Here is a 23,558-nt window from a genome sequence, read left to right on the forward strand (position 1 = left end):
ATATACATAAGAATAAAATGGAAAAAGTATATATGAAGTATGTAATCAAGATATAGGAACTAAATCCTGTATCTCTTCTATTTACAAATAACTATAATTTTATAAAAATATGGTACAATTAAATATATATTAAATAAAAAATTTAGATGGAGGTGGCCCTAGATGTATATGATGATTAGATTGAGAAATGGTTTAAGACAAGCTTTATCCCATGCAGAGTAAGGTATAGTAATACTATTTCTGTATGGGAGTATAAGATTTACTATCTGCTGAGCTCTGCACTTTGTTTATAGATAAGTAGACAAGGAGTGGATAGTATGAAATATATAAATGCAGCAGAAGTACTGCCAAAACATTTATTGGTGGAAATTCAAAGACATATAAGAGGCAAAATTCTATATATACCAAGTAGTGAGAAACATTCAGCTTGGGGTGAAAAGAATGGCTCAAAAATCTATTTTGAAAATAGAAATAAAGAGATTAAAAAGCAATATAAGTTAGGCATTAGTATAGAAGATCTATCTCACAAATATGGATTAGCTTATGATACAATACGGAAAATAGTTTATAAGAAAACTTAAGTGATTTATCTATATTTTTAGGGAAAGAATGATTATATATAAAGTAGGAATATTTATAACTCTGTCATGAACATATAATGGTTTCATGAGAGGTGATATTATATGAATATATGTTTTAAAAGCTATACCAATATAGCAGGTATTACAGATGATTATCATAAAATTAGAGATTTTTTGATAAGACTTAGATATTCGGAATTTACTTACGCAAGATGGGATTGGATGATATCACACAGCTATTTGGATAGGTCTGCTATAAGTAAAATAGGAGTATGGGAAGAGTCAAATAATATTGTAGGAATAGCAACTTTTGACTGTCAGTTAGGAAAAGCATTTTGTTTGACATTACCTGAATATGATTTTTTAAAGATGGAGATGCTTGTTTATTCTGAAGACAAGCTTTCTAATAAAGGAGAATTTGGAGTAGTTATTTCAGATAATGACTTAAGATTCCAGGAGGTTGCATCAAAGCTTGGATTCTATGCTACGCCAGAAAAGGAAAATGACTCTATATTTTACTTAGATAACGCAGTTATGGATTATAGGCTTCCAGAAGGATTTTATATTACTGATATGAGAGAAACTTATAATCCTTATCAGTATCTACGTGTACTTTGGAAAGGCTTTAACCATGAGCTTGATGGAGAAGGAGAATTAAAATATTCAAGCAAGGAAGAACAATTAGTAAAGGAAGAAATGATTCGACCTAATGTAGATTTAAAACTTAAAATAGCTGTAGTTTCACCAGATGGAAATTTTGTTTCTTACTGTGGAATGTGGTATGATCCTAAGGTTGGGTATGCAGTAATAGAACCTGTAGCAACAGATCCACAATATAGAAAGATGGGATTAGGTAGAGCAGCAGTTTTAGAAGGAATTAAACGTATAGGAGAATTAGGAGCCAAAACTGCAATAGTAGGATCTTCACAGCAATTCTACTACAGTATCGGATTACGTCCATTTAAAACTTCGACTATTTGGAGAAAAAATTTATATTAAAGAATAAAAGATATTAATATTTAAGTCTTATTGTCAAAGGGTTAGTAAACTTTTCACTTAGTTTTATTAGCCCTTTTTATTTACAAGATTTAATAAGGCTATGAAAATTATGGTACAATTTAATTATGCACTTATATATTTAATATTAATAAAATTCAAAATAACTAAAGATGATTTACTTTAATTATAAGATTTCAAATAAAATAGGACTTATATAAGTAATTTTGAATACATAAAAATTGTATGAATATGCTATAATCTTTTAAAACTTATAGTATCAAAATAGTAAAAGGGTGGATGTATACATGAGTAATAAATTTGATAGAAAGATCTCATTAAATAATAAACTAATTAATTTATCAATTTTTATTGGATGGATTATAATAATATTTGCTGTGATTACTGGGTTCATAATGTGGCAGAAAACCAAAGATTTATTTCGTATTGCATTTATAACTATTGGTATTTTAGGTGTTCTATTCAATATATATCTTTTATCAAGAGCAAAAGATAAGAAGCAAAAGAAACAATGAGGTGATACATACATGATAAAGGATAATGTGTTTATAAAAGAAATCCGTTTAAAGAAAGAAATTTATAAAGAAGAGAGCTATATTAAAAACCTACCTGTAGTTAGTAATTTAGATAGCCTAGATTTATCAAGTAATGTAACTTTTTTTGTTGGTGAAAATGGAAGTGGAAAGTCAACGTTACTAGAAGCTATTGCAGTTAATAGCGGCTTTAATGCAGAAGGAGGAACTAAAAATTTCAACTTTTCATCAATGGAAACTCATTCTGATTTATATAAGTATATTACTGTAGTAAAAAGTGTGAAGCGGCCTAAGGATGGATTTTTTCTTAGAGCGGAAAGTTTTTATAATGTAGCTACGGAAATAGAAAGGCTAGATTTAGAAGGCGGGGGCCCACATATTATAGATAGCTATGGAGGAACCTCATTACATAAAATGTCACATGGTGAAAGCTTTATTACACTCATGACTAACAGGTTTGGTGGAAATGGATTATATATTTTAGATGAACCAGAGGCTGCACTATCACCATTAAAACAGATGTCTATGCTTACCGTTATTAATGAACTTGTGAAGAAAAATTCTCAGTTTATTATAGCAACTCATTCACCTATATTGATGGCATATCCAGATGCAGATATATTTGTTATTGATGATAATGGCATTATGAAAACCCCATATAAAAAGACCGATAATTACATGATAACAAGAAAGTTTTTAGAGAATCCTGAAAAGATGATGCATTATTTGTTTGAGTAAATTAGTATAAATATTTAGCTTTATATAATATAATAGTTCTAAAAAAGAAAAGGAGATAAGTTATGATAGAATACAAATTTGATACACAGTTATTAATTGAAGGGGAAAACCTTTCAGAAGATGAAATAAACGACTATATAACAAAGAATATTGAAGGAGATTCTTTACTTGCAGTTGGGGATGAAGAGTTAATAAAAATTCATTTTCACACAAATATTCCATGGAAAGTACTTGAGTATTGCTCCTCTTTAGGAGAAATTTATGATGTTGTTATAGAAAACATGGAAAGACAATCAAATGGGCTTCAAGGTTAAGAAATTTTAAAATATTTATGTATTTACTTTAGAAATAAGAGTTTGGAGAATACATGAAAAAGATTATGGATGAACAATTAATTTATGAAATACTTTCTGTTGTAGAGGAAATTCCAGAAGGAAAAGTAGCCACCTATGGACAAATTGCAAGGCTTATTGGTAGAGATAAGAATGCAAGACTTGTAGGTAAGGTTCTAAGTATGGCAGAATTTTATGGTAGATATCCATGCCATCGTGTAGTAAATCATGCTGGAAGGTTGGCACCAGGGTGGCAGGAACAACGATTTTTGCTACTAGAAGAGGGTGTGTCCTTTAAAGATGAAAATCATGTTGACATGAAGAAAAATCATTGGGATTATTAGGATAGAATGTAGAAAAAAATTGTGTTTTTAATAACTATGAAATGATGATTTATTTAATGAATACTTTTATATATAATAACAAAGTCCAGCTTTTGCTGGACTTTACTAATATACTTATAAATCTTATTAAACACCAGAATATGCTGAGAATCCACCGTCAATCGGAAGAACTACACCATTTATAAAGCTTGAAGCAGATTCATTTACTAAAAACAATAATGCTCCTATAAGCTCTTCTGGTTCTCCGAATCTTCCCATTGGAGTACTGTTTAGGATTTTGTGTGAACGCTCAGTTAAACTTCCATCAGGATTCTTTAAAAGAGCAGCATTTTGAGCTGTTACAAGGAATCCTGGAGCAATAGCATTTACTCTTATGCCTACTTTAGCAAAGTGTACAGCAAGCCATTGAGTAAAGTTTGATATAGCTGCTTTTGCACCTGAATATGCAGGTATCTTTGTAAGTGGAGTAAATGCATTCATTGAAGAAACGTTTATTATACTACAGCCTTCTCTACCTATCATATCTCTTGCAAATTCTTGTGATGGTAGTAAAGTTCCAAGGAAGTTAAGGTCAAATACAAATCTTACTCCTTGTTCATCTAAATCAAAGAAAGTAATTAAATCTTTGTTATCGTCAGCTAAGTCTTCTGGGAATAAGTATTCTTTTGTTGTTGTTCCCTTTGGATTATTTCCGCCAGCACCATTTATAAGTATGTCACATGGCCCGAATTTTTCTAATATAATTTCATGAGCTTTTTTAAGACTTTCTTTATTAAGTACATTTGCCTCAACACCTAAAGCTATCTTACCATTAGCTATAACTTCTGCTGCTTTTCTTTCAGCGTTTTCAAGTTTTAGGTCAAGTATTGCTACCTTTGCGCCACATTCTGCAAGAGCATCTACCCAATACCCCCCAATAACTCCAGCGCCTCCAGTTATAACAACTACTTTATCAGTTAAATCTATATTAAATGGAAGTTTCATTTTATTTTTCTCCTCTATCTGTTTTAGTTAGTGTTTCCCATATTCCAGTTAAGTACATTGCTCCTAAAGCACGGTCATATAATCCATAACCAGCTCTTCCTGTTTCTCCCCAAATCATTCTTCCATGATCAGGACGAAGATATCCTTCATAATTGTGTTTATGAAGTGCTTTCATTATTTCTACAAGGTCTAAAGAACCACAAGGTGAATAGTGTGCACTTTCTTCAAAGCTGCCATCTTCTAGAAGCTTTACATTTCTAACATGCATGAAGTGGATACGTCCTTGAGCAGCATATTTATCTATCATTTTTACTACATTATTAAAGCTTCCAGATCCAAGAGAACCAGTACAGAAAGTTAAACCATTGTATTCACTATCAACTAGTTTTAAGAATCTATCTAGGTTTTCTTCGTTTGTAATTATTCTTGGAAGGCCAAAAATATCATATGGTGGATCATCTGGATGAATTGCCATCTTAACGCCAGCTTCCTCAGCAACAGGTATTATTTCCTTAAGGAAATATTCAAGATTGTTCCATAAATCCTCTTTAGTTACTTTTGAGTATTTATCAAATACTTCTTTAAGACTTTCTTTTGTATAACTTGAATCCCAGCCTGGTAAAGAAAGTTCACCAGTAAGAGGGTCCATATCTTTAATTTGATCAACGTAATAAACTAAAGCAGTTGAACCATCATCTAATACCTTATCTAATTGAGTTCTTGTCCAGTCAAATACAGGCATAAAGTTGTAACATATTACTTTAACTCCAGCTTTACCTAAGTTTTTGATATTTTCTTTGTAGTTTTCTATATATTTATCTCTTGTTGGTAAACCAAGTTTAATGTCTTCATGTACAGGAACACTTTCAATTACATCAAAATTTAAACCCGCATTTTCAACTGTTTCTTTAAGAGATAATATGCTGTCCATGCTCCATTTTTCACCTACAGGCACATCATATATTGCAGTTACAATACTGTGCATGCTTGGGATTTGTCTAATATATTCAATTTTTACAGGATCGTCATTTCCGTACCATCTAAATGATAATTTCATAAATTTATTCCTCCTACATTTCTAAATATTTCTTTATATTTTTAAAACATATAGCTTCAACTATTTCTTTAAGAAGTTCGTCATCTTTCTCAAATTCACCAGAATCCACAAGATTTCCTATAAAGCTGCATAAAATTCTTCTAAAGTATTCATGTCTAGCATAGGATAGAAAACTTCTTGAATCAGTAAGCATTCCTAGAGAATAAGCCAACATTCCTTGTTCTCCTAAGGAAGTTAAGTGATCAGTGATACCTCTTTTGTGGTCATTTAACCACCAAGCTGTACCAAATTGTACTTTACCTTGAATACCATCTTCACTAAAACATTGAGGAAGAGTTGATAAAACTATATTATCTTTTGGGTTTAGGGTATAAAGTATAGTTTTTGGTAAGGAAGCTTCATTATTAATATCATTAAGTAACTTTGAAAGATGTGGTGCGATTTCAAAATCATTAGTAATATCAAAGCCAGAATCAGGACCTGTCTTACCTTGCATTACTTCATTATTGTTTCTAAGAGCTCCTATATGAAGCTGCATTACCCAGTTTCTATCATTATATTCTTTAGCAAGCTGTTTTAAAGTAAAGAACTTATATTTTTCTGCCTCAAATTGGGAGATTGCATCACCTTTTAATCTTTTATTAAAAATTAGGCTTACTTCAGCTTCATCTGTGGAAAAGTACTCTAAACTTTCAAGAGAGTGGTCTGAAAGTTTACAACCAGCTTCATGGAAATAAGTAACTCTTGATTTTATAGCATTCAAGAAATCTGAGTAAGTTTCAATATCTATAGAAGCTACGGTTGAAAGATTTCCAATATAATCATCAAAGTCTTTATTTAATAAATTTAGTGATTTATCTGGTCTAAAGGTTGGAAGTACTTTAAAAGTTAAATCACTTTTTTCAGCTAATAGTTTATGATATTCTAAATCATCAATTGGATCATCAGTAGTACATATAAGTTTTACATTAGAGTTTTCTATAAACTTTACAGGAGATAGATTTTCATCTTTGATTTTCTTATTGCAGTAATTATAAATTTCTTCAGAATTACTTTCTTTTAAGATTTCAGTTACACCAAAGAAGTTTTTAAGCTCTAAATTTGTCCAATGATATAAAGGGCTTCCTATTAATCTTTCACAAGTTTTGGCCCACATTTTAAATTTACTAAGATCATCTGAATCTCCTGTTACATATTTTTCAGGCACTCCAGCATACCTCATTGCTCTCCACTTATAGTGATCAAATCCAAGAAAAATCTTAGAAATATTATCAAATGTGTTGTCTTCATATATTTCTTTCCCAGATAAATGACAATGGTAGTCATAAATCGGAGCATTTTTTGCAATACTATGATAAAGATTTTGGGCCGTTTTTCCATTTAATATAAAATCGTTATCTAACAATAACATCACCTCAATTAATTTTGAAAGTATAATCTTTTTTACAAATTGATTATAGCAATAACAAAAATTAAAAAGTATGTTATTATTGCTGTATAACATGCAAAAATTGCTCAAATAATGAAGGAGTTTTAAATGAGAAATAAGGTTCAGCAGTACTCAAACAGACAGTATATGCTTTCTACTGATTATGAAATATTTCATTATAAAAACACTGAAATGACAGGAGTAAGTCTCCATCATCATGATTTTTATGAATGTTATCTTTTTATTTCTGGAGATGTAACTTATCATATAGAAGGTAGAATATATAACTTAGCACCTGGTGATATAGTACTTATTAATTCAAAGGAACTTCACAAGGCAATCATAAATAACAAAGATGCAGCTTATGAGAGAATTGTATTATGGTTAAACAGGTCTTTTTTAAGAAATATATCAAGCGAAGAAACAGATTTGACTCTTTGCTTTGAAAGTAATAAGAAAAAAAATGTTTTAAGAATGGATTTTGAAACTCAAAAAAATATAAGATTAGTATTAAATAAGATATTAAGTATTCAAAAAAATAAAGGCTTTGGTTATGAACTTTTATACTCAGCTTATATTACTGAGCTTATGGTTTATATAAATACCATACTGTTTAATAAAGATATTGTGCTTGATATAGATATAAAGAAGAGTAATTTAATAGATAGTATAATAGAGTACATAAATAATAATATTGAAGAGGACATAACAATAGATGAACTTGCAGAATATTGCTACCTTAGTAAATTTCATCTTTCAAGAGAATTTAAGAGACATACAGGTACAACAATTCATAAATATATAGTTCAAAAGAAGCTTATTCAGGCAAAGGAACTTATACTTAGCAATATATCTATAAAAGAAGTATATAAAAAATGCGGATTTGGGGATTACTCTAATTTCTTTAGAGCCTTTAAAAATGAGTATGGAGTAACACCAAAGCAATTCTATGAAAGTATGTATAAATAGTAAAAGGCTTAAAGCTGATTTAGGTAATCAGCTTTAAGCCTTTAGCAAATATTCTTTTGGAGTGCAGGAAGTTAGTTTTTTAAATACTGAACAAAAATAATTATGGTTTTCAAAACCTACCTTTAAAGCAATATCTGTAATAGAAAGCTCATTCTGCTTTAGTAGAAATTTTGCTTCTTCAATTTTTACTTTATTTATAAATTCAGTTATAGTAACTTTAGTTTCCTTCTTAAACTGTCTTGAAAGGTGAGAAGGGCTTATTCCTATTTCACTGGAGATAGTCTTTAAAGATATCTTGTTATAGAAATTTATTTTTATATAATCAATACATTTTCCTATTATAGGACTATAGTGAGAAGTTGAAAAATTCCTTACCAGCTCGCAATATTCTAAAGTCATCTTTTTTAATAAACTATCTAATTCTGCCTTACTTGTTACTTTTTCTATTAATATAGCAAACTTATCAGAAATATTATGTATATAAATAGGGGAAACACCACCTCTATCTGCACCTATTCTAAGGAGAGTATTAATAACAAAACCATAATTTTTCCATGCTCTTAAAGGATTATTAGGAACTCTGTGGGTTGGATTAAACTCAAAGCTGTTCATAAGTTTGATTGCTTCGCTACTTTCACCTTTAGCCACTGAATTCTGTATTTCTCTTTCTAATTTATATCTAAATTCTATATCAGAATAAAATTTTCTATCATCTAATTCAGAAGAACTTTCCACGTTAACGGTAGGAGTATTGTTCTGAACAAAAGAGATATTTGTATTAATAAGAGGATTTGAGGATAGATTTACCATAAGAGATCCTATATTTTTATAGGTTTTACTATCTAGTATAGTAAGAGATTTATAAAATTCTTTAAGCTCCTGTCTATATCCAAGAGGAAGATTATTTAATTGAATAACCTTAGAGATTAGTAAGTCATCTGGAATATCTGAAAGAAAAGGACCTGCAATTATTGTACCAGAATAGCTTTGCTGAGAGAAAATGCCTAAACACAAATAATTTAGATTAAAATTATCAGTGTAATACAATAAATCATTAGCTTTTTTATTCTTAAGAAGGCTTTCCATATCCAATATGCTTGAAAACCTTAAGTCTTCTATTATAAGAGGTTTTTGGAATTTGAACAATTGAAGTGAAGAATTATGAGAACTATCAAAAAACTCCACATCTATATTAACTAGATTATGAATTAATGAGCATAGATTATAAATCCCTTCGTCTATAGTATCAATTCCAACATTCATAGTGAACCTCCGTAAGTTTTTATATTTTTTATATTATAAAAATTTTATAATTAATGCAATAATTTTATACTTTATAGCAAAAAACTGAAAGTAATAATTATTTAAAAGTTATAAATTTAAGATATGAATAATTATAAGGGAGGATATAATCAAATGAAACGTTCAGAGATTATAAAAAACATAGTTGATATAGGGGTAGTTGCAGTTATAAGAGCTGAATCAAAAGAGGAGGCAATTAAAATAATTGAAGCAGTTAAAAATGGAGGTATTAAGGCACTTGAGATAACAATGACTGTGCCTGGTGCTGTAGACATAATCAAGGAATTATCTGAAACATATAGAGGGGAAGATATAATTATAGGAGCAGGAACTGTACTTGATCCTGAAACAGCAAGAGCTTGTATACTAGCTGGAGCAGAATTTATTGTTAGTCCATGCCTAAGTATAGAGACTCTAAAAATGTGTAATAGATACGGGGCAGCTGTTATACCAGGAATAATGACAGTAACTGAAATCGTAGAAGCTTTAGAATATGGTGTAGAAATATTAAAAGTATTTCCGGGAAATGCTTATGGTCCATCCATTATAAGTTCCTTCAAAGCACCTTTACCACAAGCTAATTTTATGCCTACTGGAGGAGTAAATTTAGATAATGTAGCTGAGTGGATAAAAGCAGGAGCTATAGCAGTAGGTACAGGTGGTGATCTTACTAAAGGAGCTAAAACAGGAAACTATGAAGAAATCACAAAAGTAGCAGCTGAATTCGTAGAAAAAGTAAGAGAAGCTAGGAATAATATTTAGGTGGGTGTATAAAGATGAAGGAAGTATTAACATTTGGAGAAACTATGGTACTTTTTAATCCTCAAGCTAATGGTCCACTAAGATTTGTAGATAGTTTTAGCAAATCTATAGGAGGAGCAGATTCTAATGTTGCTATAGCGCTTGCAAGATTAGGACATAAAGCAGGATGGTTTTCGAAAGTTGGAGATGATGAATTTGGAAGATACATTCAAAATACAGTTCGTGGAGAAGGTGTAGATGTATCAAGATTAAAAGTTGATAAGAGAGCTAGTACTGGAATACTTTTTAAAGAGAGATTTAATAATGGAAATCCAAATGTTTATTATTATAGAGCAGGATCTGCTGCAAGTAGATTATCTATAGAAGATTTAGACATAGAATATATAAAAGACACTAAAATTATTCACGTTACAGGAATAACACCAGCCTTATCTGAAAGCTGTAGAGAAACTGTATTTAAAGTATTAGAGATTGCAAAAGAAAATGGAATAACCATTTCCTTTGATCCTAATATAAGATTAAAATTGTGGACTTTAGAAGAAGCAAGACCAGTACTTCTAAAAATTGCAGAATTGGCAGACATCATATTCCCTGGAATAGAAGAGGGAGAGATGTTATTAGGATTAGAAAATGAGAAAGACATCTCAGAAAAATTTTTAGAAATGGGCTGCAAAACAGTAGTAGTTAAGCTTGGAGAAAAGGGCTGTTATGTAGCTACTAAGTCTGATAAGGAATATATAGAAGGATTCCAAGTAACAACAGAAGATACGGTTGGGGCAGGGGATGGCTTTGCAGCAGGATTTTTATCAGGAGTATTAAGAAACTTAAGTATAAGAGAATGCGGCATTTACGGAAATGCAGTTGGTGCTATGGCAACACTTGTAAAAGGTGACATGGAAGGTTATCCGTATTATGAGCAGCTTATGGCGTTTATGGGGAAGAAAAAAGGGATAGATAGATAAATAACAATAAGAGTTCAGCGAGGATTAATTTATTTTCTTCCTTAACAAGAAGTAGAATAATAATAATAAATAATTTTATAGTAGATTTCATTTTGATAAATTTTCCTTTCAAATATTTAAAGTGATTTAAATTACATGAACAAGCATGATTTTAAAAATAAAATTATACATTAATAAATTAAATTAAGTATATAAGCAAAGCAGCCAACTATTTGGCTGTTTTGCTTATATCGTTATGTTTTATGATATCAAAAACAATATTTAGTGAGGAGATAAAAATACCTAGCCTGAATCCATTTGCTAGTAACTTGGAGAAGTCTGTCAGATTATTAGAGAACATATAGAATAATAAATCTATTGTAATTATGAGGATTATAGATAAAAAGAAAAATGATACTATATTTTTTCTTTTTATAAATTTATTTGATATTTTTTTTGATAAAGAAAGATTCTTATTAATTAGCATAACAAAAAAATATATAATTACAGATATAGCAAAAGGTACTAGAATTTCATTGGTTATCATTATTATCAATCTCCTTTTTTATAGTATATATAGGGTAGATTACTATTTTTTATTTTATAAAAATATAGAAGGGAAACAATTAAAAGTAGAATTCCAACAAGTAATTGATAAATATTAAAGTTTCCATAACTTACTCTTGGTACATTTGAATGAAACATAACTAAATAAAAATATAAGTTATTAATCAAGTGGATTAGTATAGTTATTAATAATGATCCTGATTTGATATAAATAAGACTAATTACAATACCCAAAAAGAAAGTATTTACTCCTTGTACAAGATTTAGATGAGAAAAAGCAAAAATCAATGCAGATATTAAAATGCTTATAAATTCATTGTATTTTCTTGATAATTTCTCTAGAATAATTCCTCTATGTAGTATTTCTTCAAAAACAGGTGCAAATAAAACAGTAGATAAGAACGCGTATTTTGAGTCTGCAACCAAGTTACTAGCTGCATCAATAAATGCTTGACTATATGGTACATTTATTAACAATAAATCAATACTAGTACTATAAGTTAGCACATAACCTATTAACAAAAGTACTCCCAAAAATAATAGTGATACTTCTATTTTTTTGCTAACTCTTTGTTTTAAAATACATTTTAAGCTACTTTTTTTAACAACATATCTTATTATTAGTATACTTGCAATTGTTCTTGCAAATAGAACTATATAATTGCTCAAGGAAGATGATAAATCTGGACTTAAAAGGAAAATAGCACCGTGACTTAATGCCATAAATCCAAAGCTACATATCTCCATAGCTACTGTAGTAAAAATAAAAATTAAAATACATTCTGTAATAGACCAACCTTTATATTCATTCGATATAGTCATCTTCTCGCTCCTTTAATCTAGTAGCAAGATGGTTACTTTGTGTCTCTCAGTTATCTCTGGATATAAACAAACAGCCATCTTATTTTCTTTATAATATCATATTAAAATTTCTTTGTGTTTACTTTGTAATAAACGTATTAGATTCATGATTAATCGTATGAAAAGAAGAGTTGTTTCTTTCACCTCCTATAAATATCAATCTAAAAAATTTTAATATTTATATTAAAGTATAGAACTAGTATATTCTAATTTTTTTCTGAATAAATAACCATTTTTAAACATAGCACGTCTACTCAGAGACCTTTTGGGTGAAGTTTACTACATTAGCATTAATAGTAGGTTGAAAGAAAATTGACATTTTATGGGGGTAAATATATAATAAAGGTTGGAAAAAATGTAATAATAGCTAATATTTCATCAAAATTATGCTATAATTCATAACTTAAATAAAAGATGTAGAAGCGTGTTTGGATTCTATAAGACATATGAGGAAGTTAATAGAAGAATATATAGCTAGATAAGATAGATGGGGTGCGGGCAATGTATCAATATAAAGACGTTATAGTATGTGTATTATATACATATATAGGAATAGTAAACTTAGCATATTTTAGAATAAAAGCTAAAGAAACTTTAGTTGCGATTATTTTAACAATAATAGCATCAATAGTGGCATTTGAAATAAATCCTAATTTAAAAATAATTCCGATGATGATTGGAAGTGGCATATATGTACATAAAAATACTAAAAATATATTACATAGTACATTATTTTCAATATCCTCAGCGATATTATTAATAATAATTGATTATGCTGTATGTGCAGTTTACTATATTCTATTTAGTACTAATGGAGAAATGCCAGAGTTTGGACTAGCTTTTATAGCCGTAGAAACAATAATTATGTTTTTAGTGAGTAGGATATTAGGAGAAATATTAAAAAAGTCAAAGCTAAAATTTATAGATATAATATTAAACTTCAGATTTTTAATATTAATGCTGATATCAGTAATCCTAATAGTCATAAAAGTTTACTCAGTTATTGGAATTCCTGATAATAGTGATGCTACTATGGTACATGTTAATGCAGTTCTATTTTTTATCTTATGTACATTAATAATAATAATAGTATATATAATCTTTAAAGGAGTTACAAAAGAGTCGGAATTAAAAAGTAAGCAAATGAATTTTAATATTTTACAAGATTACACTAATAAGGTAGAGAACTTGTATAGTGATATGAGATCATTCAAACATGATTATGCCAACATAATATCATCAATGATAGGATATATAGATGAGGATGATATGGCTGGCTTAAAAAAGCATTTCTATGATAACATCTTGCCATTAAGTCATGAGATAGGTAAAAATGACAGCAAAATAGCACTACTAAAGAATATGAAGATTTTAGAAGTTAAGGGGTTATTGTCTTCAAAGCTTATAAGAGCTCAAGAAATGGGAATAGAAGTCTTGATTGATATAAAAGACCCTATAGAAAAAATAAATATGCATATTATAGACTTAACTAGGGTGTTAGGAATATTATTAGATAATGCTATTGAAGAAGGAGAAACCAGTGATAAGCATAATATTAGAGTAGGATTTATACGAGAAGATAGAATTCTAATTATACTTATTTCTAATAGCTGTGGAGAAGAGGTTCCACCCATATATAAAATTAATAAAAAAGGATATTCAACTAAAGGTGAAAATAGGGGGATAGGGTTAAGCAACTTAAAGGATATATTAGATAGATATAAATATATAACCTTAGATACAATTATACAGGATGGAGAATTTATTCAGAAGATAACCATAGACAATAACTTTGGGGAAAATGAGAGGCAATAGAATGATTAGAGTATTTATATGTGAAGACAATGAGATACAAAGAAAAAGATATAAAAAGGTAGTGGAAAACACTATAGATATAGAAAATTTGGACATGCAATTAGTTATAGATACAGAAAAACCAGAGGAGATTATAGAATATGTAAAAACTAATAAAGGAATTGGATTATATTTTCTAGATATAGAGTTAGAAGGACAAAAAATGGACGGAATAAAACTAGCAGCTGAAATAAGGAAGTATGATCCGTTAGGTTTCATAGTATTCATAACAAGCCATGTAGAGATGAGTCATTTAGCCTTCAAATACAGAATAGAGGCCATGGAGTACATTGAAAAATATAAGTTTGATGAGATAAAAGAAAGAATAGCAGAGTGCATATTAGATGCAAATAATAGATATACATCTAGTAAGTCTGAAATAAAAATATTTAACTTAAAGATAGAGGGAAAGATAATAGCTATTGAACAAGATAGAATTCTATTTTTTGAAACATTAAGTGGAAAGCATAAGATATTATTACATGGTATAGGAAGACAACTAACGTTTAGCGGAAATCTTAATGATATAGAAAAAGAGTTAGATGATAATTTCTATAGATGTCATAAATCCTATATAGTTAATAAAAATAATATAAGAAAAATTGATACTAAGAACAAGATCATACATATGCTAAATGGAGAAGAGTGCATGGTGTCTTATAGAAAAATTAAGGGATTAGTAGTAAAATGATGCTATTTAAATTATTAGATTTTCATACATAGTTTTTTATTTTTATTAGAACTGTAGTAATATTTATGAAAATGTTATTTATATAGTTTATAAATAACCGATATTAAGAATATGGTTATAAGTGCGTATAGAGGTAGCATGCCATAGTCTTTAATTTTTACAAAATTGATTATGAGTAATACATCAACAAGAAGTAAAATAATGATAATAAATAATTTTATAGTAGATTTCATTTTAATAATTATTCCTTTCAAATATTTAAAGTAATTTAAATTACGAGAGCAAGTATGATTAAAAACAAAAGCATACTTGCTATTTAAACTTTGTTTTTATTAAATAAATAATGTAAAACACAAGCTAAAACTGCGGAAAAAATGATCATAACACCCTTTAATTGAGAATTAAATATTATATTAAATGATTCAAGTAAAAAAATAAAGGGTATAAATAAAAGTGGAAGTAACATTATAAGAGGCTGTAAATATTTTGATAGAAAATAAAGGAGTAATTGCTGATTAAAGCTATTACTCCTTTATTTAAATTGATTTTTAATGGGTTAAATAATATAAACCTTTGCCTATTTGTTTACCAAAATTAAGAACAGTCTATGTATGCTTTATATTTATATGAGTTTTTAAAGTTTACATAGACTACTTTATATTACTGATTTATAGCTAAAAATATTGATTTAGCCTTAGTTATTTATTTGTATTAGCTTTAACACTATAAATATATACCAATACAGCTAAAATAATAACTATACCTTTAATTAGGTTAGATAAATTCGTGAAATTTAGAGATACTAGTACCATTAGTGGTAGTAGGCTAATCAACTTTTTCATACTTAAACACCTCATATATAATTAATTTAGTATTTATATTTAATTACCATAAATATATGAATTATATGTTTGTGGTGAGCTAGTACAGATATTATAAATATTAGCCATATTATTTTGAGCTAATTTATAAGCACCAACAGCTGCTACACCAGCCCCAAAAGCTCCTAATAATATCAGATATTCTGCAATTCCACCATTTATAGTTTTTAAGTCATTTTGATTTAAATTTTGTAACATAATTATTACCTCCAACTTTAATATAATATATAGTATCCAACAGAAGTACCTATTGCAAAAGCTCCTAAAGCAGGCACCCATATAGGGGCAGTTACAACTCCTGCAATTCCAATTAATGCACCACCAGCTATGGCAACACCATTAAAAACTCTATCCCAATTAACACCACCATCAATTGTGATAAGTTCATCGCTATTAATACTCATAAAATTAGAATTTAAAGTTATTTCCATGGTTGCATTCCTCCATATTTTAATATATTTATAATAAACTCCTAATTTTGGCGCCTTCTAAGGAGAGTATTAACTAAAATTAGATAATATTTGGATTAACTCCAATGTACATATCAATTTGTACATTGTTTATTTCTTCTGGTGTTTTAGCTTCTTTAATAGTTACATTATATAAAGAAGTTATGGGTTGCAATTTTTTATCTTGTATAAATTTTTGAACTTCACTGACAGTCTGTTGAAGCAAGACAGGATTTCCTTTATGAGAAATCTTTAAAGCATTAACTAATCTAAATTTATCTTTAAATATATATCTATTATTAGAAACAGGTTGTCCCTCTATTGGAATTAATACTTCTATGTCCATAGTAGGAATCATAGCTTGTTGAATAGCATAGGTAGTTGTTATGGTAGGACCAACTTTTTTTAAGCTATTGGTTTTCATAAAAAGTTCTATACTTTTCATTTCTTCTTGAAGCTCTTGTTGAGTAACTTTACTTCTAAAAGAGAGTAAGTTTTCAAATTCTAATTCATTATCTAAAGTTATCATTTCATCATCTCCTAGTAAAATCAAAGATTATGTAATCATTATATCAGCATAGAAGGACAAAATTACATTTTTATCCTAAAAGACTAAAAAATGTGCATAATCGTAATTTTTTATTTTACAAAAATACGTTTATGATAAAAAAGTGGACGTTTAGGAAAAATTTAATATACAATGGTACTATTGTGATAAACTACTAGTATAATAAATTTTATTTACACATAAGACTTAAATAATTATGTTACTAGTATAATATTATTTAGTAATTTTTAAATTTAAATATGAGGTGATTTTTATGAATTTCTTTAATGAAGAAAAGTTTTATAGAGTTAAAATTATAGAAACATGTCCTATTATGAACTTAATACAATCTATATTTAGCAATGGATATTTACCAAGTAATAAATCTTTTAATAAAGGTAGCTTTGGTTTTATTCCAGTTGGAATTACAGGATGGATAATTAAAAAATTCAACAAAAAATATTTTTTACCAGATGAGAATCAGGAGGGACTAGATTTATTTATACCTACTAATCAAACGAATGTATTAATTTCTTATTATAAGATAGAAAAGTACTGTGAAAAGGTATAAATTCACAGTACTTTTTTTATTATTAATATATTTTAAGGGAAATAAGTGTATTAGTTAATGCCGTGAGCATGGTTATAAACATCTTGATAATAGCTGTGACCCATATCAGTACCATTATTAGAAAAGTTCGGACCAACATAATACCATGGGTCTGCCATTATACTAAATATTTCCCATGCAGTATTAAGCAAATTTCCTCCGTCTATATTATTCAATTCTTCTAAATTTAATTCAATCATTTGAAAAGTCCCCTTCTAGTTTGTATTAATTATTTTATAATAAACTTCTTTGAGCTCGTGAAGCTATTAGCTAATTATATAAAGACTAAGATATTTTTAAGAAAATCAATCTTGAGTTCTCAGTAAATGAAATCAAAGATTATGTAATCATTATATCAGTATAAAAATACAAAATTACATTTTTATCCTAAAAGATCAAAAACAAGCATAAACGTAATTTTTTATCGTACAAAAATACGTTCAGGATTAAAAAATAAACGTTTAGGAAATATTATCCGTTAAATACATTAATTATGTTAAATTTATAGTGTCATTGATTTTCCTGATGTCTAGCCACTGTAACTCTCTCCTTTAGGGTAGAGATAACATTGGCACTACCCTAGATAAGTGAAACTTGATAACATTAAAAGTATTGGGAGGATAATATGAGGATATTAAAAAAGTATGTTTGTATAAAACAGCATGATATTAAGGATTGTGGGGCAGCTTGTTTAGCTACTATATCTAAGCAATATGGTCTTAAGATTCCTATTTCTAAGATAAGGGAAGTAGCAGGAACAGATACACATGGAACTTCTGCATATGGAGTTATTAAGGCAGCAGAAACTTTAGGTTTTACAGCTAAAGGAGTTAAGGCTTCTAAGGTAGAGGATATTTTTTCTGAGTATCCTAAACCAGCTATAGCTCATGTTATTGTGGATGGATCCCTTCTTCATTATGTAGTTATACATAAGGTAACCAAGGAAGAAATTATAATAGCAGATCCCGCTAAAGGTATAGTTAAAATGAAACCAGAGGATTTTTATAAAATATGGACAGGTGTTTTAATTTTAATGGTTCCTTCTGCAAGCTTTGAAAAAGGTGATGAAACTAAAGGATTATTTCAAAGATTTTGGGGGCTTATTAAGGTTCAAAAGAACCTTTTAGTTAATATATTTATATCATCTATTTTAATAACTTTACTTGGAATTATAGGTTCTTTTTATTTTAAATTTCTTTTAGATGATATATTACCTAATACATTAGATAATAGTTTATTAGTTATTTCTTTAGCCATGATAGGACTGGCTGTTTTCAAGATTTTAACTGAGTTCTTTAGAACGATGCTTCTAATACACTTATCACAGAATATAGATATACCTTTACTACTTGGATATTACAATCATGTAATTAGTCTTCCTATGAATTTCTTTGGAACTAGAAAAGTAGGGGAAATAATTTCAAGATTTAATGATGCTAGTAAAATAAGGGATGCTATATCTTCAGCAACGCTAACCTTAATGATTGACACATTAATGGCTATAGCTGGTGGGGCAATATTATTTAAACAAAATTCAAAGATGTTTTTCTTATGTTTTATACCTATAGTTATTTATATACTATTAGTTTTTGTATTTAAGAAACCTATAGAAGATGTGAATAGAGATACTATGGAGGATAATGCTAAACTAACCTCATATTTAGTTGAATCCTTAAATGGTATTGAGACCGTAAAAGCTTTTAATGGGGAAAGAAAAGTAAATCTAGAAACAGAAAAGAAATTTATAAGACTTATAAAAAGTGTTTTTAAGTATGGCTTCGTTAATAATCTACAAGGCTCTATAAAAGGAACAGTAAAAGGTGTATTTGGTATAGCAGTCCTTTGGATGGGAGCTTATTTGGTTATAAAAGGAGATATAACAATAGGTTCATTAATTAGCTTTAATGCTTTACTAGCTTATTTTATAGAACCGATAGAAAGAATGATAAATTTACAGCCTACCCTTCAAAGTGCTATGGTGGCTGCTGATAGATTAGGAGAAATCCTTGACTTAGAAGCTGAAAAATCAGTAGACGAAGACAAAAAAATAAATCCAACTACACTAAATGGAGAGATTATCCTGCAAAATGTAGATTTTAGATATGGAACTAGACAGCTTATTTTAAATGATATCAATATGAAGATAGGAAAAGGAGAAAAGATAGCCTTAGTAGGGGAAAGTGGTTCAGGGAAAACTACTATAGCAAAGCTTCTTATGAATTTTTATCAATGCGAAAAGGGAGAGGTAATCTTAAATTCTTATAATATCAAAGATATAAATAGAGAAACTCTAAGAGATAAAATAGCTTATATTTCTCAAGATGCATTTTTCTTTTCAGGAACAATTAAAGAAAATTTACAGTTTGCGAATCCTGATGCTACTTATGAAGAAATTATAGAAATCTGTAAATACGCTCAGATTCATGAGTTTATAAATAACTTACCTACAAGATATGATACTATGCTTGAAGAAAATGCTACCAATCTATCTGGAGGACAAAGGCAAAGATTAGCTATAGCTAGGGCCTTACTTAGAAAACCAGAAATACTTATAATGGATGAAGCTACATCAAATCTTGATTCTATTACAGAAAAAGCTATAGAAAGAACTATAGAGGAATGTACAAAAAATGTTACTACAGTGATAATAGCTCATAGATTAAGTACCATAATGAGGTGCGATAGAATATATGTAATTGATAAGGGTCATGTAGCTGAATATGGAACCCATGAGGAATTAATGAATTCCAGAGGATATTATTATAACTTATGGAGTCAGCAGATACCTGTTAGTTATGAGGAAGTTGCAGCAACTGAAGGGAGAGATAGTAATGAGATATAGTATAGAAAATCTTAATGATATTACAGATAGTAGAGAAATTATGAACTCAAGACCAAAAGGATTTACTATGTATATGATGTATATTATTATTTCATTATTAACTATAACTATAATATGGTCGGCTGTTGCAGATAAAGAGATAACAATAAAAGCTAGTGGTATGGTTAGACCTAACAATGAAATAATAAAAGTAGCCAATAAGAGTATGGGTAGTATTACAGAATTGAATATAGCTGAAGGTATGGAAGTTAAAAAAGGAGATATACTTCTAACTATAGATTCTGAGGAGCTTAAGGTTCAGAAAGCTGCATTAGATAAAACTATCGAAGATAAAAATAATAGTATAAATAACTATGAGAAATTAAAGAAATCTATTTTAGATAATAATAACTACTTTGACAGTAGCAGTGAAAGCGAAAAAGAATACTACCAAAAATACGAACTTTATATATCTAGTAAAAATGATGCAGGAAAACAAAAAGAGTTAATTCAAAGCCAAGTTGACTCTTTGAATAAAAGTATATCAGACTTAAATCTATTATTAAAATCTATGGATGAGGGTAAAAATTACTTTGATAAATCAAATTCTATGTATTATCAATATGAGGACTATGCTTATAATATTAATGATTTAAACAACACAATAAAAAGTAATGAAGATACTTTAAATAAACTAAAAAAGCAGGAAGGTGTATTAGAAGAGCAAATAAAATCAGCTCAAGATACTTTAGATAGTAGTAAACAAGCTTTGGAAAAATATAAAAATAATCAGAAGATGAGTGTCTTAAGCACTATATCTCAAACAAAACAAAAGATTGAAGAAGCTAATATAAGTGGAAGCACTAGTAATACTACTAAAGAGCAGTATATATCTCAAATAGATGATAGTATAAAAGCTTTAGAAAGTAGTAAAACTGAAATAAATGTAAACATTGAAAGCTTAAAAAGTAAAATTGAAGCTTCAACTGTAAAAGCTGAAAGTGATGGGATACTAAATATAATAACTCCAGTAAAGGTAGGAAACTATATACAAAGTGGTACAGAAATAGCATCAATTATTCCACAAGATACTTCAAACTATAAACTTGAAATATATATACAAAATCAAGACTTTGGAAATGTAAAAGAAGGACAAACTATAAATATAGCATTTGCAGGTTTACCACAAAAGGACTACGGTATTCTTAAAGGAACTGTTGAAAAAATAAGTGCAGATTCAAAAGTAAATCAGAAAGATGGATCAAGCTATTATACAGCAGAGACCTATATAAATACTAATTTTTTAACAAATAAAAAAGGAGAAAAATCAGAAATAAAACCTGGAATGATAGTAGAAGGAAAGATAGTAAATAGAAGAGTATCTTATTTAAGATACTTCTTAGAAAAGATTAATATACTGGAATAAGATAGGTGATAAGTGATTATTATCAATATTTTTGTGATATAATTAGGAGATAATAATAAGCAAAAAAAGCGAACTTATGGTTAATATAGATGATAGATTAGATGACTTAAAGATGTATTTCTAGAGCTAGTATGTAAGCCGTAGAACTTAATTAAGGCAGGTGATATTAATGAAGAAAATACCAATAGGAATAAGTGATTTTAAAAAATTAAGAGGTGAGGATTATTTATTTGTTGATAAAACTTTATTAATAAAAGAGTTTTGGGAAAGTGATGGAGAAACAATATTAGTCCCAAGACCAAGACGATTTGGAAAAACTCTTAACATGAGTATGTTAAAGTATTTCTTTGAAAATAGCAGCGAAGATAATAGTTATCTTTTTCAAGGTCTTAACATAGAAAGTCATAAGGATATTATGTATCTTCAGGGGAAATATCCAGTTATATACTTAAGTTTTAAGGATGAAAAGCATAGTTCTTTTGAGTATTTAAGAGAAAGTTTAGGTGAGTTATTCAGTAAACTTTTTATTGACCATGAATATTGCTTAAGTAATACTAAGCTTCATGAAATAGATAGGCAATATTATAATTCTGTTATTAACAAAAAGGCTTCTATAATAGAATTATCAGCCGCTCTTAAGAAGTTATCTGAATATATTTATACTTACTATAATGAAAAAGTGATAATTTTAATAGATGAATACGATGTGCCAATTCAAGCAGCATATGTAAACAACTATTACAATGAAGCTATAGAGTTTATGAGGAATTTACTAAGTGGTGCATTTAAGGATAATAGTTCTTTACAAAAAGCAATGATTACAGGAATACTTAGAGTGGCTAGAGAATCAATATTCTCAGGATTAAACAACCTTAAAGTAGAAAGCATACTAAGTTACAATCTTTCTGATAAATTTGGATTTACTGATTTAGAAATTCAACAATTAGTTTTTGATTATAATATAAAAGAAGAGCTTAACAATATACGAGATTGGTACAATGGTTATTACTTTGGAGAGACGACAATCTATAATCCATGGTCAATATTAAATTATTTGTCAAGTCCTAAATTAGGCTTAAGACCATATTGGGTAAATAGTAGTTCAAATGATTTAGTTAATATACTTTTATCTAAAGGTTCAGAAGAGGTAAAAAAGGATTTGGAAGCTTTGATAACTGGAAGCCCTATAACTAAAATAATAGATGAAAATATAGTTATGGGTGACATTGAAAAATCTACTGATAATCTATGGAGTTTTTTATTATTTACAGGATATCTTAAAGCAAAAGAAGCTTATAGAAAAGATGAAGATATATTCTATGAGCTAAGAATTCCTAATAGAGAAGTAAAAAGTCTATATAGAAATATAATAGAAAGTTGGTTTAAGGCTACAATTACTAAAGAAACTTATGATATTATGATTAATAGTCTTGTAACTGGGGATATTAAAATATTTGGCAAATTATTAAAGCAATTTGTTCTAAAAAGTATAAGTTATTTTGATGTAGGTGGTTATGAAGGAGAAAAGGTATATCATGCTTTCGTATTAGGGATGTTAATCTCTTTAAATGATACCCACGAGGTTTTATCAAATAGAGAAAGTGGTTATGGCAGATATGATGTAATGATAATTCCCAAAGATATTAATAAACTTGGAATTGTTATAGAATTTAAAAAGCTAGATCCAGATGATGAAGAGACATTAGAAGAAACAGCAGATGAAGCTTTAAAGCAAATTGCTGAAAAGAAGTATTCCAGTACATTGGAACAGAGAGGAATAAAAAATATAAAAGAATTAGCTATAGTGTTTAAGGGAAAACAAATATATATTAAATAAATCCAGTAGGTATTTTTTATCTACT

25 protein-coding genes are annotated in these 23,558 nt (G+C 28.5%); 15 read left to right on the plus strand and 10 right to left on the minus strand.

Features of this window, described 5'->3' with window-relative positions:
• Positions 1-317: 317 nt before the first annotated feature.
• The 6 genes from B3N22_RS10125 (at position 318) to B3N22_RS10150 (ending at position 3,545) form a co-directional block, all read left to right on the plus strand.
• Positions 318-581: a CD3324 family protein gene (locus tag B3N22_RS10125; RefSeq protein ID WP_286906777.1), complete on the plus strand. Its 264-nt coding sequence runs from the start codon at positions 318-320 to the stop codon at positions 579-581.
• Between the two features lie 102 nt (positions 582-683).
• Complete coding sequence (locus tag B3N22_RS10130) at positions 684-1,580, plus strand: GNAT family N-acetyltransferase (protein ID WP_286906778.1); 897 nt, start codon at positions 684-686, stop codon at positions 1,578-1,580.
• 305 nt (positions 1,581-1,885) lie between these two features.
• Positions 1,886-2,113: a hypothetical protein gene (locus B3N22_RS10135; protein WP_238902958.1), complete on the plus strand. Its 228-nt coding sequence runs from the start codon at positions 1,886-1,888 to the stop codon at positions 2,111-2,113.
• A gap of 12 nt (positions 2,114-2,125) precedes the next feature.
• Positions 2,126-2,869, plus strand: coding sequence for an AAA family ATPase (locus tag B3N22_RS10140; RefSeq protein WP_286906779.1), 744 nt, complete (start codon positions 2,126-2,128; stop codon positions 2,867-2,869).
• Between the two features lie 62 nt (positions 2,870-2,931).
• Positions 2,932-3,183 carry a kinase to dihydroxyacetone kinase gene (locus B3N22_RS10145; RefSeq protein ID WP_181602473.1) on the plus strand — a complete coding sequence of 84 codons (252 nt, stop codon included), beginning with the start codon at positions 2,932-2,934 and terminating at the stop codon, positions 3,181-3,183.
• A 53-nt stretch (positions 3,184-3,236) separates the two neighbouring features.
• Entirely contained in the window at positions 3,237-3,545 is a 309-nt protein-coding gene (locus tag B3N22_RS10150; protein WP_286906782.1) for an MGMT family protein, read from the plus strand.
• A 126-nt stretch (positions 3,546-3,671) separates the two neighbouring features.
• Here the strand turns inward: B3N22_RS10150 and B3N22_RS10155 are convergent, their stop codons facing one another.
• Genes B3N22_RS10155 through uxaC form a run of 3 tightly spaced genes read right to left on the minus strand, consistent with a single transcriptional unit; the run spans position 3,672 to position 6,991 of the window.
• The gene (locus B3N22_RS10155) at positions 3,672-4,529 is read right to left on the minus strand and encodes an SDR family oxidoreductase (RefSeq protein WP_286906784.1); all 858 of its coding nucleotides are present in this window, start codon (positions 4,527-4,529) and stop codon (positions 3,672-3,674) included.
• A gap of 1 nt (position 4,530) precedes the next feature.
• Positions 4,531-5,586 (minus strand): mannonate dehydratase, encoded by a 1,056-nt coding sequence (gene uxuA, locus B3N22_RS10160; protein ID WP_286906786.1) that lies wholly within the window; start codon positions 5,584-5,586, stop codon positions 4,531-4,533.
• Between the two features lie 13 nt (positions 5,587-5,599).
• Positions 5,600-6,991 carry a glucuronate isomerase gene (gene uxaC, locus B3N22_RS10165; RefSeq protein ID WP_286906788.1) on the minus strand — a complete coding sequence of 464 codons (1,392 nt, stop codon included), beginning with the start codon at positions 6,989-6,991 and terminating at the stop codon, positions 5,600-5,602.
• A gap of 132 nt (positions 6,992-7,123) precedes the next feature.
• On the opposite strand from uxaC, the gene B3N22_RS10170 reads away from it, so the two are divergent.
• Entirely contained in the window at positions 7,124-7,984 is an 861-nt protein-coding gene (locus B3N22_RS10170) for an AraC family transcriptional regulator (RefSeq protein WP_286906790.1), read from the plus strand.
• Positions 7,985-8,017: 33 nt separating this feature from the next.
• Here B3N22_RS10170 and B3N22_RS10175 read toward each other — a convergent pair whose 3' ends face one another.
• Positions 8,018-9,247, minus strand: coding sequence for a helix-turn-helix domain-containing protein (locus B3N22_RS10175; protein ID WP_286906793.1), 1,230 nt, complete (start codon positions 9,245-9,247; stop codon positions 8,018-8,020).
• A gap of 153 nt (positions 9,248-9,400) precedes the next feature.
• Between B3N22_RS10175 and B3N22_RS10180 the strand changes: the two genes are divergently transcribed.
• Together B3N22_RS10180 and B3N22_RS10185 are read left to right on the plus strand one after the other, a co-directional pair.
• The gene (locus B3N22_RS10180; protein WP_286906795.1) at positions 9,401-10,048 is read left to right on the plus strand and encodes a bifunctional 4-hydroxy-2-oxoglutarate aldolase/2-dehydro-3-deoxy-phosphogluconate aldolase; all 648 of its coding nucleotides are present in this window, start codon (positions 9,401-9,403) and stop codon (positions 10,046-10,048) included.
• Positions 10,049-10,062: 14 nt separating this feature from the next.
• Positions 10,063-11,010 (plus strand): sugar kinase, encoded by a 948-nt coding sequence (locus B3N22_RS10185; protein WP_286906797.1) that lies wholly within the window; start codon positions 10,063-10,065, stop codon positions 11,008-11,010.
• 531 nt (positions 11,011-11,541) lie between these two features.
• Here the strand turns inward: B3N22_RS10185 and B3N22_RS10190 are convergent.
• Positions 11,542-12,378 (minus strand): CPBP family intramembrane glutamic endopeptidase, encoded by an 837-nt coding sequence (locus tag B3N22_RS10190; protein ID WP_286906799.1) that lies wholly within the window; start codon positions 12,376-12,378, stop codon positions 11,542-11,544.
• Positions 12,379-12,918: 540 nt separating this feature from the next.
• Here B3N22_RS10190 and B3N22_RS10195 point away from each other — a divergent pair.
• Positions 12,919-14,232: a sensor histidine kinase gene (locus B3N22_RS10195; RefSeq protein ID WP_286906801.1), complete on the plus strand. Its 1,314-nt coding sequence runs from the start codon at positions 12,919-12,921 to the stop codon at positions 14,230-14,232.
• Between the two features lies 1 nt (position 14,233).
• The gene (locus B3N22_RS10200) at positions 14,234-14,962 is read left to right on the plus strand and encodes a LytR/AlgR family response regulator transcription factor (protein WP_286906803.1); all 729 of its coding nucleotides are present in this window, start codon (positions 14,234-14,236) and stop codon (positions 14,960-14,962) included.
• Positions 14,963-15,660: 698 nt separating this feature from the next.
• Here B3N22_RS10200 and B3N22_RS10205 read toward each other — a convergent pair.
• From B3N22_RS10205 to B3N22_RS10220, 4 genes are all read right to left on the minus strand, one after another.
• Complete coding sequence (locus tag B3N22_RS10205; RefSeq protein WP_286906805.1) at positions 15,661-15,804, minus strand: hypothetical protein; 144 nt, start codon at positions 15,802-15,804, stop codon at positions 15,661-15,663.
• A 39-nt stretch (positions 15,805-15,843) separates the two neighbouring features.
• A complete protein-coding gene (locus B3N22_RS10210) occupies positions 15,844-16,041 on the minus strand; it encodes a hypothetical protein (RefSeq protein ID WP_286906807.1) in 198 nt (65 codons plus the stop codon).
• A gap of 17 nt (positions 16,042-16,058) precedes the next feature.
• Complete coding sequence (locus B3N22_RS10215) at positions 16,059-16,274, minus strand: Blp family class II bacteriocin (RefSeq protein WP_286906808.1); 216 nt, start codon at positions 16,272-16,274, stop codon at positions 16,059-16,061.
• Between the two features lie 79 nt (positions 16,275-16,353).
• Entirely contained in the window at positions 16,354-16,821 is a 468-nt protein-coding gene (locus B3N22_RS10220) for a GyrI-like domain-containing protein (RefSeq protein WP_286906809.1), read from the minus strand.
• A gap of 292 nt (positions 16,822-17,113) precedes the next feature.
• Between B3N22_RS10220 and B3N22_RS10225 the strand changes: the two genes are divergently transcribed.
• A complete protein-coding gene (locus tag B3N22_RS10225) occupies positions 17,114-17,410 on the plus strand; it encodes a hypothetical protein (RefSeq protein ID WP_286906810.1) in 297 nt (98 codons plus the stop codon).
• Between the two features lie 50 nt (positions 17,411-17,460).
• On the opposite strand, the gene B3N22_RS10230 is transcribed toward B3N22_RS10225, so the two are convergent.
• The gene (locus tag B3N22_RS10230) at positions 17,461-17,649 is read right to left on the minus strand and encodes a hypothetical protein (protein WP_286906811.1); all 189 of its coding nucleotides are present in this window, start codon (positions 17,647-17,649) and stop codon (positions 17,461-17,463) included.
• 425 nt (positions 17,650-18,074) lie between these two features.
• Here B3N22_RS10230 and B3N22_RS10235 point away from each other — a divergent pair, with 425 nt between their 5' ends.
• The 3 genes from B3N22_RS10235 to B3N22_RS10245 all read left to right on the plus strand — a co-directional run bounded on the left by B3N22_RS10235 (position 18,075) and on the right by B3N22_RS10245 (position 23,533).
• Positions 18,075-20,291, plus strand: coding sequence for a peptidase domain-containing ABC transporter (locus tag B3N22_RS10235; RefSeq protein ID WP_286906812.1), 2,217 nt, complete (start codon positions 18,075-18,077; stop codon positions 20,289-20,291).
• On the plus strand, positions 20,281-21,696 hold the full coding sequence (locus tag B3N22_RS10240; protein WP_286906813.1) for a beta-barrel domain-containing protein: 1,416 nt from the start codon (positions 20,281-20,283) through the stop codon (positions 21,694-21,696). Before B3N22_RS10235 ends, B3N22_RS10240 begins: the two co-directional genes overlap by 11 nt.
• A 169-nt stretch (positions 21,697-21,865) precedes the next feature.
• Entirely contained in the window at positions 21,866-23,533 is a 1,668-nt protein-coding gene (locus B3N22_RS10245; RefSeq protein ID WP_286906814.1) for an AAA family ATPase, read from the plus strand.
• The last annotated feature ends 25 nt before the right edge of the window (positions 23,534-23,558 follow it).

It is taken from the genome of Clostridium sp. UBA1652, from assembly GCF_002320975.1.
GTDB classification, from domain to species: domain Bacteria; phylum Bacillota; class Clostridia; order Clostridiales; family Clostridiaceae; genus Clostridium_T; species Clostridium_T intestinale.

Bases quoted from the DNA above. Each gene is read 5' to 3' on its own strand.
- B3N22_RS10125 (WP_286906777.1), top strand. From the start codon at position 318: ATGAAATATATAAATGCAGCAGAAGTACTGCCAAAACATTTATTGGTG.
- B3N22_RS10130 (WP_286906778.1), top strand. From the start codon at position 684: ATGAATATATGTTTTAAAAGCTATACCAATATAGCAGGTATTACAGAT.
- B3N22_RS10135 (WP_238902958.1), top strand. From the start codon at position 1,886: ATGAGTAATAAATTTGATAGAAAGATCTCATTAAATAATAAACTAATT.
- B3N22_RS10140 (WP_286906779.1), top strand. From the start codon at position 2,126: ATGATAAAGGATAATGTGTTTATAAAAGAAATCCGTTTAAAGAAAGAA.
- B3N22_RS10145 (WP_181602473.1), top strand. From the start codon at position 2,932: ATGATAGAATACAAATTTGATACACAGTTATTAATTGAAGGGGAAAAC.
- B3N22_RS10150 (WP_286906782.1), top strand. From the start codon at position 3,237: ATGAAAAAGATTATGGATGAACAATTAATTTATGAAATACTTTCTGTT.
- B3N22_RS10155 (WP_286906784.1), bottom strand. From the start codon at position 4,529: ATGAAACTTCCATTTAATATAGATTTAACTGATAAAGTAGTTGTTATA.
- uxuA (WP_286906786.1), bottom strand. From the start codon at position 5,586: ATGAAATTATCATTTAGATGGTACGGAAATGACGATCCTGTAAAAATT.
- B3N22_RS10170 (WP_286906790.1), top strand. From the start codon at position 7,124: ATGAGAAATAAGGTTCAGCAGTACTCAAACAGACAGTATATGCTTTCT.
- B3N22_RS10175 (WP_286906793.1), bottom strand. From the start codon at position 9,247: ATGAATGTTGGAATTGATACTATAGACGAAGGGATTTATAATCTATGC.
- B3N22_RS10180 (WP_286906795.1), top strand. From the start codon at position 9,401: ATGAAACGTTCAGAGATTATAAAAAACATAGTTGATATAGGGGTAGTT.
- B3N22_RS10185 (WP_286906797.1), top strand. From the start codon at position 10,063: ATGAAGGAAGTATTAACATTTGGAGAAACTATGGTACTTTTTAATCCT.
- B3N22_RS10190 (WP_286906799.1), bottom strand. From the start codon at position 12,378: ATGACTATATCGAATGAATATAAAGGTTGGTCTATTACAGAATGTATT.
- B3N22_RS10195 (WP_286906801.1), top strand. From the start codon at position 12,919: ATGTATCAATATAAAGACGTTATAGTATGTGTATTATATACATATATA.
- B3N22_RS10200 (WP_286906803.1), top strand. From the start codon at position 14,234: ATGATTAGAGTATTTATATGTGAAGACAATGAGATACAAAGAAAAAGA.
- B3N22_RS10205 (WP_286906805.1), bottom strand. From the start codon at position 15,804: ATGAAAAAGTTGATTAGCCTACTACCACTAATGGTACTAGTATCTCTA.
- B3N22_RS10210 (WP_286906807.1), bottom strand. From the start codon at position 16,041: ATGTTACAAAATTTAAATCAAAATGACTTAAAAACTATAAATGGTGGA.
- B3N22_RS10215 (WP_286906808.1), bottom strand. From the start codon at position 16,274: ATGGAAATAACTTTAAATTCTAATTTTATGAGTATTAATAGCGATGAA.
- B3N22_RS10220 (WP_286906809.1), bottom strand. From the start codon at position 16,821: ATGATAACTTTAGATAATGAATTAGAATTTGAAAACTTACTCTCTTTT.
- B3N22_RS10225 (WP_286906810.1), top strand. From the start codon at position 17,114: ATGAATTTCTTTAATGAAGAAAAGTTTTATAGAGTTAAAATTATAGAA.
- B3N22_RS10230 (WP_286906811.1), bottom strand. From the start codon at position 17,649: ATGATTGAATTAAATTTAGAAGAATTGAATAATATAGACGGAGGAAAT.
- B3N22_RS10235 (WP_286906812.1), top strand. From the start codon at position 18,075: ATGAGGATATTAAAAAAGTATGTTTGTATAAAACAGCATGATATTAAG.
- B3N22_RS10240 (WP_286906813.1), top strand. From the start codon at position 20,281: ATGAGATATAGTATAGAAAATCTTAATGATATTACAGATAGTAGAGAA.
- B3N22_RS10245 (WP_286906814.1), top strand. From the start codon at position 21,866: ATGAAGAAAATACCAATAGGAATAAGTGATTTTAAAAAATTAAGAGGT.